Source organism: Brevibacterium sp. (assembly GCF_022712115.1).
Taxonomy (GTDB): Bacteria; Actinomycetota; Actinomycetes; order Actinomycetales; family Brevibacteriaceae; genus Brevibacterium; species Brevibacterium salitolerans.
In genome coordinates, this window is record NZ_JALAHB010000177.1 from 1 (window position 1) to 11,695 (window position 11,695).

At 70.4% G+C, this 11,695-nt stretch carries 8 protein-coding genes and 1 pseudogene; 6 read left to right on the top strand and 3 right to left on the bottom strand.

The annotated features are described in order from the left end of the window. Window positions 1-1,490 (bottom strand): PucR family transcriptional regulator ligand-binding domain-containing protein (locus Q0A33_RS09940; protein WP_291795736.1); only part of this gene is annotated, 1,490 nt, incomplete at its 3' end. Between the two features lie 127 nt (window positions 1,491-1,617). On the opposite strand from Q0A33_RS09940, the pseudogene Q0A33_RS09945 reads away from it, so the two are divergent. From Q0A33_RS09945 to Q0A33_RS09970, 6 genes and pseudogenes are all read left to right on the top strand, one after another. Next, a pseudogene (locus Q0A33_RS09945) lies at window positions 1,618-3,111 on the top strand (CoA-acylating methylmalonate-semialdehyde dehydrogenase). 37 nt (window positions 3,112-3,148) lie between these two features. Then, on the top strand, window positions 3,149-4,498 hold the full coding sequence (locus Q0A33_RS09950; RefSeq protein ID WP_291795739.1) for an aspartate aminotransferase family protein: 1,350 nt from the start codon (window positions 3,149-3,151) through the stop codon (window positions 4,496-4,498). A 150-nt stretch (window positions 4,499-4,648) separates the two neighbouring features. Beyond that, complete coding sequence (locus Q0A33_RS09955) at window positions 4,649-5,377, top strand: TetR/AcrR family transcriptional regulator (protein WP_291795742.1); 729 nt, start codon at window positions 4,649-4,651, stop codon at window positions 5,375-5,377. Continuing rightward, window positions 5,374-6,369 (top strand): MDR family oxidoreductase, encoded by a 996-nt coding sequence (locus Q0A33_RS09960; protein WP_291795745.1) that lies wholly within the window; start codon window positions 5,374-5,376, stop codon window positions 6,367-6,369. Before Q0A33_RS09955 ends, Q0A33_RS09960 begins: the two co-directional genes overlap by 4 nt. A gap of 131 nt (window positions 6,370-6,500) precedes the next feature. Then, complete coding sequence (locus Q0A33_RS09965) at window positions 6,501-7,088, top strand: peroxidase-related enzyme (RefSeq protein ID WP_291795748.1); 588 nt, start codon at window positions 6,501-6,503, stop codon at window positions 7,086-7,088. 109 nt (window positions 7,089-7,197) lie between these two features. Next, on the top strand, window positions 7,198-7,992 hold the full coding sequence (locus tag Q0A33_RS09970; RefSeq protein ID WP_291795751.1) for an enoyl-CoA hydratase/isomerase family protein: 795 nt from the start codon (window positions 7,198-7,200) through the stop codon (window positions 7,990-7,992). Window positions 7,993-8,107: 115 nt separating this feature from the next. Here the strand turns inward: Q0A33_RS09970 and Q0A33_RS09975 are convergent, their stop codons facing one another. Together Q0A33_RS09975 and Q0A33_RS09980 are read right to left on the bottom strand one after the other, a co-directional pair. Further along, on the bottom strand, window positions 8,108-9,118 hold the full coding sequence (locus Q0A33_RS09975; RefSeq protein WP_291795754.1) for a universal stress protein: 1,011 nt from the start codon (window positions 9,116-9,118) through the stop codon (window positions 8,108-8,110). 243 nt (window positions 9,119-9,361) lie between these two features. Further along, a partial coding sequence (locus Q0A33_RS09980; RefSeq protein ID WP_291795756.1) for a DEAD/DEAH box helicase occupies window positions 9,362-11,695 on the bottom strand: 2,334 nt, incomplete at its 5' end.

Genomic DNA, 11,695 nt, shown 5'->3' on the forward strand with positions numbered 1-11,695 from the left:
ACATCGCCCCGTCCGGAACCGCCCCGTCCGGAACCAGGACCGCTTCGTCGCGCGCTCGCGCCCCGCGCGCTCGTACCCCGTGCACCGCCGCCCCGCGGGGCGGACCGGGCGGGCAGCAGCGGCCCCAGCTCGGCCTCGGCGAAGGCTCGCAGCACAGGCACCTCCCGCAGCCGCGCGATCACTCCCCGCAGCCGCACGTCCGCGAACCGGTGGAACAGGCGCCGGTGCACCTGCATGGTCGCGACGATGCCCGCCACCTGGATCGCGCTCTCGAGCTCCGCCCCCGCCTCCGTGATCCGGTCCGAGGACCGCCCCACTCCCACGTCGAGCAGCTGTGAGGGCTGTCCGAAGGACGCGTTCACCCTCGTGAGGACCGCCGTGAGCACGGCATCGCAGTCCTGGTCCGCGGACAGCCCCAGGATCGCGACGAACACGCCGGACCGCAGCCCTCCGGAGAGCAGAGGCACACCCGCCTGCCGTGCGGCCGCTCCGAACTCCTCTCGCAGGGCGCGCTCCCGCAGCTGCGCGTCACGCGGCTCGGTGCCGCCGTGGTCGCCGAGGCGGATCGCGACGGGGACGTAGACCTCGCCGCGACGCATCCCCAGCGAGCCCGCACGCGCAAGGGCCCGCTCCTCACCCATGCTGCCGGGCGGCATGAGCTCGTGGAGGAACTCCACCGTGGCCTGCTGCAGCAGGTCCCGCTCGCCCTGGCTGGCCATCCGCGCCATCGTGATCGCCTGTCCCGCACGCTCGAGTACCTGCGCGGCGTCCGCATCCCCGGTCACCGCCCGGGGCGCGACGAGGCGGCCCCAGCGACGGCCCTGCACGCCCACGGGCACCTGGATTCCTGCGGCCTCACGCGGCCAGTCGGCCAGGAGCGCGTCCATCGGCACCCCGCCTCCGTCGAAGGCGAGCACGCGACGCCGCGCATCCTCGAGCACCACCGGCGTGTCCGCCAGTTCCGCCGTCACCGCCACGATGCGCTGCTCGTCCGCACCGTCCAGGGAGAGCGAGGTGAACACCTCGTGGATGCGGTGGGCGAACTCCACCCGCGCCAGCTGCGCCCCGATCAGCAGACGATGGGCGGCCTGAGTGATCCGCACGAAGCGGGTGCGCGCGGTGAGGACGATGACCGGCAGGGCGACCCCCTCGGCAGCCGCGGCGACGACGCCCCGGGCCTCCATGTCCGGCCGGCCCTCCGCGTCCACCACCTCGATGACGAAGGCCGCTGCACCGGCGGCGGCGAGCCTGCGCAGGAAGGTCCGCGTACGCGCCGGCGAGGACCGGAACATCTCACTGCTGGAGAGGATGACCTCGCCGCCCTCCAGCAGCGAGGCGACCTCCTCCGTCTCCGCGATGTGCACCCAGCTGACGGCCTCGCTCAGCCTCCGGGCACCGGTGAGCACCTCGGGACGCCCGCGGCGCACCTCCTCGAGGTCGAGCACCGCCTGCACCGTCACCGGGGCCACCGTCGCTGGTGTGTCTGCCATACCTCGGATGCTACAGAGTGTCAGCGCAACGCTGGTGAAAGTTACAGTCCGTCACTTCCGGGCCTCAGTGGGGACGGTCACACTGAGCGCAGCACCCCACCCTCGAAGACCCCGGAAGGGAGAACCCGTGACCGTCCTCAGCCACTGGATCGACGGAGCACCCGCCCCCGCACCTGCAGATTCGCGCCTCGCGGACATCGTCAACCCCGCCACCGGAGTCGTCTCCGGCCAGGTGCCGCTGGCGAGCGCGGAGCTCACCCGCAAGGCCGTCGCCTCCGCAGCCGCCGCCTTCCCCGGCTGGCGCGACACCTCGCTGTCCAGGCGCACCCAGATCGTCTTCCGCTTCCGCGAGCTCCTCAACGAGCGCAAGGAGGAACTCGCCGCCATCCTCACCGCAGAGCACGGCAAGGTCCTCCCCGACGCGCTCGGGGAGATCAGCCGCGGCCAGGAGGTCGTCGAGTTCGCCTGCGGTATGCCCCACCTCCTCAAGGGCGGGCACACCGAGAACGCCTCGACGGGCGTGGACGTGCACTCGGTCCGCCAGCCGCTGGGAGTCTCCGTCATCATCTCTCCCTTCAACTTCCCCGCGATGGTGCCCATGTGGTTCTTCCCCGTCGCGATCGCCGCCGGCAACACCGTCGTCCTCAAGCCCAGCGAGAAGGACCCCTCCGCCGCCAACTGGATGGCCGAGCTCTGGCGCGAGGCCGGCCTGCCGGAGGGCGTCTTCACGGTGGTCCACGGCGACAAGGAGGCCGTCGACGCCCTCCTCACGGATCCCCAGGTCTCCTCCGTCTCCTTCGTAGGCTCCACTCCCATCGCGCAGCACGTCTATGAGACGGCTGCGGCTCACGGCAAGCGGGTCCAGGCGCTCGGCGGCGCCAAGAACCACATGCTCGTACTGCCCGACTCGGACCTCGACCTCGCCGCGGACTCCGCGGTCAACGCCGGCTACGGGGCCGCGGGCGAGCGCTGCATGGCGATCTCCGTCGTCGTGGCGGTGGATTCCATCGCCGATGAGCTCGTGGACAAGATCGCCGAGCGCACGCGCACCCTCAAGGTGGGCGACGGCACGCGCGGCACGGACATGGGTCCCCTCATCACCGCCGCGCACCGGGACAAGGTGGCCGGCTACATCGACGCGGGCGTCGAGGCCGGGGCGAAGCTCGTGCTCGACGGTCGTCAGGTGAGCGTCGACGCGGACAGCGAGCGCGCCTTCCTCAACCCCACCCTGTTCGACCGCGTCACCCCGGACATGTCGATCTAAACGGACGAGATCGTCGGCCCCGTGCTCTGCGTGGTCCGCGTGGACAGCTACGACGAGGGTCTCGCGCTCATCAACGCCAACCCCTACGGCAACGGCACCGCGATCTTCACCAACGACGGAGGTGCGGCCCGCCGCTTCGAGAACGAGGTGCAGGTGGGCATGGTCGGCGTGAACGTGCCGATCCCCGTACCGATGGCCTACTACAGCTTCGGCGGCTGGAAGAACTCGCTGTTCGGCGACACCCACGCCCACGGCACGGAGGGCGTGCACTTCTTCACCCGGGGCAAGGTGGTCACCAAGCGCTGGCTGGATCCCAGCCACGGCGGCCTCAACCTCGGCTTCCCCACCAACGCCTGAACCGCCCCTGCCCACCGCACACGCCCGAGGAGGCGACATGACAGTCACACAGGAGGCACTCGCCCGGGGCCGGCGCGCCTACGAGCTGGACCGGAAGCACGTCTTCCACTCCTGGCAGGCGCAGGGGCCGTTCGACCCCATGACGATCACGCGCACGGCCGGCTCCAGGGTGTGGGACGGTGAGGGCCGCGAGCTGCTCGACCTCTCCTGCCAGCTCGTGAACACGAACATCGGCCACCAGCACCCCGCCGTGGTGAAGGCCATCCAGGACCAGGCCGCGGACATCTGCACGATCGCCCCGCAGCACGTCAACGACGCCCGCTCCGAGGCCGCCCGCCTCATCGCGGAGCTGGCGCCCGAGGGCCTGGACCGCGTGTTCTTCACCAACGGCGGCGCGGACGCCAATGAGCACGCGATCCGCATGGCGCGGCTGCACACCGGCAGGCAGAAGGTGCTCTCCGCCTACCGCAGCTACCACGGCGGGACGCAGCTGGCCGTGAATGTCACGGGGGATCCGCGGCGATTCCCCAACGACTCCCCCGGCGAGGGCGTCGTGCACTTCATGCCCGCCTACACCTACCGCTCGCACTTCGGCTCGGAGACCGAGGCCGAGGAGACCACGCGCGCGCTGCGCCACCTCGAGGACATGATCACGCTGGAGGGCCCGGCGAACATCGCCGCGGTCATCCTCGAGACCGTGCCCGGCACGGCGGGGATCTACGGGCCGCCGCCGGGATACCTCGCCGGAGTCCGCGAGCTGACCCGGAAGCACGGGATCATGTACATCGCGGACGAGGTGATGGCCGGCTTCGGGCGGACCGGGGCATGGTTCGCAGTGGACCACTGGGACGTCGCCCCGGACCTCCTCACCTTCGCCAAGGGAGTGAACTCCGGATACGTGCCGCTGGGCGGTGTGGTGATCTCCGAGCCGGTCTACGAGACCTTCGTGGACCGGCAGTACCCCGGCGGCCTCACCTACTCCGGGCATCCGCTCGCCTGCGCCGCCGCGGTCGCGACCATCACCGCGATGCGCGAAGAGGGCATGATCGAGAACGCAGCGCGACTGGGCCGCGAGGTGATCGGCCCGCGGCTGGAGGCGATGAAGGCCGCGCACCCCTCGGTGGGCGATGTGCGCGGGCTGGGCTGCTTCTGGGCGATCGAGCTGGTGAAGGACAGGGAGACCCGCGAGCCGCTGGCCCCCTACGGCGGGAGCTCGGACGCGATGAACGCCGTGCTGGGTGCGATCAGGGCCGGGGGCGTGCTGCCCTTCGCCAACTTCAACCGCATCCACGTGGTCCCGCCGCTCAACATCGCCGATGCGGACCTGCACACGGGCCTCGACGTCATCGACCGCGCGCTGAACGAAGCGGACGCACACGTGGGGTGAGGGGCTGGGGATGAGCCGCAGCTGATCAGGCCGCGACAGCAGCGCACTCGGTTCGGGGCCGGTTCCGCATCAGCGGGACCGGCCCGAGCCGCATCTCGCGAGCGGCACCCGGCTCTTGATTTAACGAGTCGAACAGTCTAGAAAAAGGGTATGACATCGTCGTCCGCCGTGCTCCCGCAGGAGAACAGCACTGTTCGCCGGAAGCGCGGCCGTCCGCCCAAGGACCAGAGCCTGCCCGGTGCCCCACGCCAGAGAATGCTGCGCGCCGGGACGGCGATCCTCACGGAGAAGGGCCTGAGCACCGTGGGGATCGAAGAGATCCTCACCGCCGCAGGCGTTCCCAAGGGCTCCTTCTACCACTACTTCCCCAGCAAGGAGGCCTTCGGCCTCGCCGCCGTGGACTCCTATGCGGAGTACTTCGCCGCCAAGCTGGACCGCTGGTTCACAGATGCCTCGCTCAGCCCGCTGGAGCGGCTGCGCGGCTTCATCGCAGACGCCACCGCCGGCATGGCGAAGTACGACTACCGGCGGGGCTGCCTGGTGGGGAACCTGGGCCAGGAGATGGGCGCATTGCCCGCCTCCTTCCGCACGCGGATCATCGCCGCTCTGGAGGACTGGGAGGAGCGGACCGCTGCCTGCCTGCGAGCCGCCGAGGCCGCAGGCCAGATCCGCGCGGGCGCGGACTGCCGGCAGCTCGCCCACATCTTCTGGGTCGGCTGGGAGGGCGCGGTGCTCCGCGCCAAGCTCGAAAGCCGCCCCGATGCCCTGCGCGCGTTCGAGGAGGGCTTTCTGACCATGATCGGCGCGGAGACGGCGTTGAGCACACCGCAACCCACACAGCGCGGCGACGACGCCGCAGAGAAGGAGGACGGAGCATGAGCGACAGCTTCAGGGCAGTGCTGATCAGCGAGGACGAGGGAGGCCAGCGGGTCGAGGTCGCGGACGTCCCCGTAGACCGGCTGCCGGCAGGGGACGTCACCGTGGCGGTGGAGTGCTCGACCCTCAACTACAAGGACGCCCTCGCCCTCACCGGCAGCGGCAAGATCGTCCGGAGCTTCCCGATGGTCCCCGGCATCGACTTCGCCGGCACCGTGACGGAATCCTCCAGCCCGGACTACGCACCGGGTGATCGCGTCGTCCTCAACGGCTGGGGCGTGGGCGAGCGCCACTGGGGCGGACTGGCCGAGCGTGCGCGGGTGAGCGCGGACTGGCTGGTGCCCCTGGAATCCGCGTTCACCCCGCAGCAGGCGATGAGCATCGGCACCGCCGGGTACACCGCGATGCTGTGCGTCATGGCCCTCGAACGCCACGGCGTCACCCCGGACAGCGGCGAGGTGCTCGTCACGGGAGCCTCGGGCGGTGTGGGCAGCATCGCCGTCGCCGTGCTCGCGAAGCTCGGGTACACGGTCGTCGCCGTCACGGGCAGGCCGGAGGAAGAGGAGTACCTCACCGGACTGGGCGCTTCCCGGATCCTCCCGCGCTCCGATTTCGAAGGACCCGGCAGGCCGCTGGCCAAGGAGCAGTGGGCCGGTGCCGTCGACGTCGCGGGCGGTCATGTGCTGGCCAACGTCTGTGCCTCGACCAGGTACCGGGGGACGGTGGCCGCCTGCGGTCTCGCCGCCGGCATGGACCTCCCCGCCACCGTGGCCCCCTTCATCCTCCGCGGCGTCACCCTGGCCGGGATCGACAGCGTCATGTGCCCGCAGGAGGACCGCCGGGAGGCGTGGCGCCGGCTCGCCCAGGACCTCGATCCCGCCGTGCTGGAGCCGATGACCGAGGCGATCTTCCTCGACGAGTGCGCCTCCACGGCGGAGAAGCTGCTGGCAGGCCGGGTGCGCGGCCGCGTGATCGTGCCGATCGCGGGCGACTGATCTGCACCCGGCCTGACCAGCACCCGGCCTGAGCCGCCTCGGCCTCCTGCCCGATCGACCTGCACCGGGCCTCCACCCGCAGTCCGCACACACCGGGACTCACCCACCGAATCAGCGCAAGGAGTCACGCCATGACCGAACAGACCGCACCCGCGCATCCCATCAGCCGCTTCCCCGTCCCCGAGCTCGCCGAGCTCCCCGAGGACATCCGCGAGCGGATCCTCGCCGTCCAGGAGAAGTCCGGCTTCGTCCCCAACGTCTTCCTGGCGCTCGCGCACCGCCCGGAGGAGTTCCGCGCATTCTTCGCCTACCACGACGCGCTCATGGAGAAGCCCGCCAACCTCACGAAGGCGGAGCGGGAGATGATCGTCGTCGCCACCTCGGGCCTCAACCAGTGCCAGTACTGCGTGGTGGCCCACGGCGCCATCCTCCGCATCCGGGCGAAGGATCCCCTCATCAGCGACCAGCTCGCGACCAACTACCGCAAGGCGGACATCACGGACCGCCAGCGGGCCATGCTCGACTTCGCAGTGAAGGTCTCGCAGGAGGCGTACGCCGTGGACGAATCCGACTACGCGGCGCTGCATGCGCACGGCTTCACGGACGAGGACGTCTGGGACATCGCCGGGATCTCCGCGTTCTTCGGCCTCTCCAACCGCCTGGCGAACGTCACGGGGATGCGCCCCAACCCCGAGTTCCACAGCATGGGCCGAGGCTGAGGCACCCACGGCCCCGCCGTCGCCCCCATCCGGCGACCTCGTGAAAGACCCGCCCGGCGGCAAGGGCCTGCGGGCCGAGGCCGATGCCCGCCTGCGATAGGAGGACCCCATGTCACTCGTCAGCGTCATCGATTCCGGAAACATGTGCACCGTCCGCCTCGAACGGCCCGAGCGGAAGAACGCCCTGAACTTCGATCTGGTCGAACAGCTCTGCGCCGCAGTGGAGGCAGCCGATGCCCGTCCCCGTATCCGCCTCATCGAGATCCGAGGAGCAGGCACAGGATTCTGTGCGGGCGATGACATCCGGGGCATGGGCACCGAGGAGCATCCCCTGCCGAGCGACCCCTTCGTGCGCGGCGGCAAAGGCTACGTGGCCGTCGTGAGGTGCATCCGCAGATGCAGGAAGCCGGTCATCGCGAACCTGCACGGATTCGCCATCGGCGCAGGCCTCCTCGTCGCACTCGCTGCCGACCTCATCACGGCCGAGCCGACGACGAAGGTGGCCGCACCGTTCGCCCGCCTCGGCATCGCGGCAGGCGCACTCATCGCGGAATCCGGCGTCCCGCACCGGGTCGCGAACGAGATGGTCCTGGGCGGGCGCCGGCTCGATGCGCGAAGGCTGTACGACCTCGGTGTGGTCAACCACATCGGTGAAGAGGAGCAGCGCGAGGGCTGGATACGGGAGATCGCGGAGTACCTCTCCACTGCGGCCGCACCGGCCGTCCGCGCCGTCAAGCATGCGGGGACGGCGAGCGGGCCGGCGGCCACCGAACGATCCTGCCAACTGGAGGAGTTCCTCCTCGCCGGCACGTACGGCAATCCGAACTACGCCGAGGGCAAGGCCGCGTATCTCGAGAAGCGGGAGCCGGACTTCACCGACACCGGCACGGAGATGCTGCGGTGATGAGGGCGCCCGGCCTCGATCGTGCTGACCGTCCTCCCTCCGCAGAGGTGAACCGGCGGGCTGAACCCTCACGGGTGCGGAGCGGATGCCGGCCGGCATCCGCTCCGCGCGCCCGTCACTCCGCGTCCGCGGCCTCCCGCTCCGGCAGGCGAGGATCGTCGAGCGCGGGAACCACCAGGACCGGCCCCTCCGCCTTGTAGAGGACGCCGCGGGAGGTGGAGCCGAGCAGAGCGCTCACGAACGCGCCGCGGCCGCGTGAACCCAGCACCGTGAGCTGCGCCTGGCTCGTCATCTGCTTGAGCAGCACGGAGGGCTCCCCCACCTCCACCGTTCCGCGGATCTCCACCGAGGGGAAATGGCCCTTCAGCCAGGCCACCTCCTCGTCGAGGTGCGCGCGGAGCTCCTCGGTCCGCTGCGTAGTGACGCGGTCGACGTCCGAGGCCAGCTCCGGATACCAGGCCATGTTGGTGTCCAGCGGCGGCAGCGCCATGAGCATGACGAGCGTCGTATCGCGTTCCTGCGCGGCGGCCGCCGCATAGAGCGCCGCCACCCGGCTGAGGTTCGACTGGTCCACACCCACGACGACCGGTGCATCGGAGCGCACGGGAGTGAAGTCGGGGCTCTCGAGGGACTCGCCCTTCCCGTAGTCATGCGGGACGACGACGGTGGGGCACTGCGTGTGCGAGGGCAGCGCCGAGGCCACGGAGCCGAGGATGCGTCCGAGGAACCCGCCGCGGCCCCGCGCACCCACGACGGCGAGCTGGGCCTGGGAGGTGAGTTCCGCGAGCGCCCCCACGGAGTCGCCCTCGACGGCGCGGTAGTAGACCTCACCGGGATAGTCCTTGAGGAACTCCGCAGCCGCATTCAGCAGAGTCTGCGCCTCTGCCTTCTTGGCCTCGTCCTCCGGAACCTGCGGGAGTGCCGCATAGGTCGTGTAGATGGCGGTCGGCACCCGGTAGACCGTGATCACGTTGAGCACGGCCCCGCGCCGGCCGGCGGCCCGCGCGGCGTAGTGGAGCGCTCGTGTGGCGTTCTCGGATCCGTCGTAGCCGACGATGACGCCCAGCTCACGTGCGGCGGGGTCGAAGGGGATCAGGTGTGAGTCAGAGTGAGCTCCGCTGTTCATGGCTCGTCCTCTCACGGGGACTCGCGGTGAAGACGACGATGGCGCCCCCGTTCGAGTCCATCCTCGTCAGTACCCATGCTACTCCCCCTTCTACGGTCCGTAGAAGGGAAGAATGGCGCGGGACTCCCCTGCTCGGCCCGCGGACGGGGCGCCGCTACCGCACAGGGCTCGGTGCGGCGGGCCGGCGATCAACCACCCGAGCAGCCCACAGGACAGGGAAGCGCTGCGCCCCGCGGGACGCGTTCACTCACCGCTCAGCAGCTCATGGACGTCTGCGGCGGAGAGCGCATCCGAGAACGCGAGGTCCTCCCCCTCGCCCACGAGTGAGGAGAACAGCTGAGCCTTCCGCTCCTGCAGCGCCAGCACCTTCTCCTCGATCGTGTCCTCCGCAACCATCCGGTACACCATCACCCTCTTCGTCTGACCGATTCGGTGCACCCTGTCCACGGCCTGCGCCTCCGCCGCCGGGTTCCACCACGGGTCCAGGAGGAACACGTAGTCCGCCTCCGTGAGGGTGAGCCCGAAGCCGCCCGCCTTGAGGCTGATGAGGAACACCTGTGCCTCGCCCTCACGGAACTCCCGGATCACCGCATCGCGGTCACGCGTGGAGCCGTCCAGCTGCACGGAAGAGACGCCCCTCGCCTCCAGCTGCACTCCCACACGCGTGAGGAAGGTGGTGAACTGGCTGAACACCAGCACCTTGCTCCCGCCCTCCAGCACAGGGCCGAGGTTCTCCATGAGCGCCGTGAGCTTGGACCCGCGCACGTGCGCATGCGCCTCATCCACCAGCGAGGGTTCGAGCGCGAGCATCCGCAGCAGCGTGAGCGAGCGCAGCACGGCGAAGCGGTTGCCCTCGATCCCCTCGTCCAGCATCCCCATCACCTTGAGCCGTTCCTTCTGCAGCACGGCGTCGTAGAGCTTCCGATGGGCACCGGTGAGCGGGATCCGCGCCACCTGGTCCTGCTTGGGCGGAAGAGCGGACGCCACCTGGTCCTTGGTGCGCCGCAGCATGAACGGGCGCAGCCTGCGCCGCAGCAGTCCCAGCCGCTCTGCCGCCACGTCCGGGCCCTCCGCGTTCTTCTCGATGGCGGCGACGAACCGTTCCGAGAAGCTCGTGGGTGAGGGGAAGAGTCCGCCGGCCGTGAGTGAGAGCAGCGCCCAGAGGTCCCGCAGCGAGTTCTCCACGGGGGTGCCGGTGATGGCCAGCCGGAAGGGAGCACGCATCTTCGCGATGGCCCGGTTCCCCTTGGAGACGGGGTTCTTCACGAACTGCGCCTCGTCCATGATGAGGCCGTCCCACTCCGCCGCCTGGAACTCCTCGGAGTTCATGCGAGCGATCGCATAGGAGGTGACGACGATGTCCGCCTGCCGGCACTCGCCCCAGGAAGGTGCGTCCTTCCTGCCGGGTGCGGTGCGCAGCGCCCGGACGTCCAGGTCCGGAGCGAAGCGCTGTGCCTCCTGCACCCACACCCCCACGACGGACGACGGCGCGATGACGAGGAACGGCGGAGCCTGCGGGTCCTGCTGCCGGGCATGGGCGATGAGCGCCAGGGTCTGCACCGTCTTCCCCAGCCCCATGTCATCGGCGAGGATCCCGCCGAGTCCAGTGGCATGGAGCATGCTCAGCCACGCGTAGCCCTCCTGCTGATAGTCGCGCAGCTCCGCGCGGAAGCCCTCCGGCACCGGCGGAGGCGTGAAGGAGTCCAGGGCACGCAGCCGGTCCACGCCCGCCTGCCACTCCGGTGGGGCCTTCACGGTGTCTGCCAGTTCAGCGAGGTCGGAGAGCATCCCCAGCTGCATCTTCGAGACCTGCTGTCCGCCGGCCTCCCAGTCCGCCACTGCGAGACCCTCGCGGATCAGCACACGCAGCTCCTCGAACTCCGGCGTCGCCAGGGCGAGCAGGTTTCCATCCGGCAGGAGCAGCCATTCCTCTCCGACGGCGAGTGCGGCGAAGAGCTCCTTGAACGGAATGCGCTGGCCCGCCACGGCCACCTGGAAATCCAGACTGAACCAGTCAGGCTGCTCCGCCTGGTTCACCTGGAGATCGATCGCTGCCTCGCCCTCCAGCTTCCGGAAGTCCCGCACCTGGCCGGAGACTTCGACGCGCACCCCGTCCAGCTCCTCGATCCGCGGCAGCGCCTCCGTGCAGAAGCGCGCGGCCGGCACGCCGTGCAGGGAGTGGACCGGAGACGTGGCCGCGCCGGGCCATGCGGAGCGCACGTCCTCAAGGACCGTCCGCTCCAGCTCCGGGTGCCGGGGAAGCGCCGGAGCGGGCACCACGGGGACGTCCTCGTCGAATTCCACCACGTCCCACGACCAGTGCAGAACCACGGCGTCCCCCTGCCCGTGCACCACCCGCAGCCGCAGGCGGGGCGGCCGGGGCGCGGGCACCTCCACGGAACCGTCCGGGCTGTCCAGCCGGAGAGTGCGCAGCAGGCGTGGAACGTACTCCGTGAGGAACTCCGGGGCATCCTCACGCGGCACCAGGAGCTGCAGCGGTGCGGCCAGCGCCTGCCGCGCCGCCGCATCGAGCGGATGCGCGCTGGGTGCCAGCAGCAGGGTGGGGCGGTCCCGGTC

Excerpts from the sequence above, each read along its gene's own strand:
- Q0A33_RS09970 (WP_291795751.1), top strand. The coding sequence starts at position 7,198 with ATGTCACTCGTCAGCGTCATCGATTCCGGAAACATGTGCACCGTCCGC.
- Q0A33_RS09955 (WP_291795742.1), top strand. The coding sequence starts at position 4,649 with ATGACATCGTCGTCCGCCGTGCTCCCGCAGGAGAACAGCACTGTTCGC.
- Q0A33_RS09965 (WP_291795748.1), top strand. The coding sequence starts at position 6,501 with ATGACCGAACAGACCGCACCCGCGCATCCCATCAGCCGCTTCCCCGTC.
- Q0A33_RS09975 (WP_291795754.1), bottom strand. The coding sequence starts at position 9,118 with ATGAACAGCGGAGCTCACTCTGACTCACACCTGATCCCCTTCGACCCC.
- Q0A33_RS09960 (WP_291795745.1), top strand. The coding sequence starts at position 5,374 with ATGAGCGACAGCTTCAGGGCAGTGCTGATCAGCGAGGACGAGGGAGGC.
- Q0A33_RS09950 (WP_291795739.1), top strand. The coding sequence starts at position 3,149 with ATGACAGTCACACAGGAGGCACTCGCCCGGGGCCGGCGCGCCTACGAG.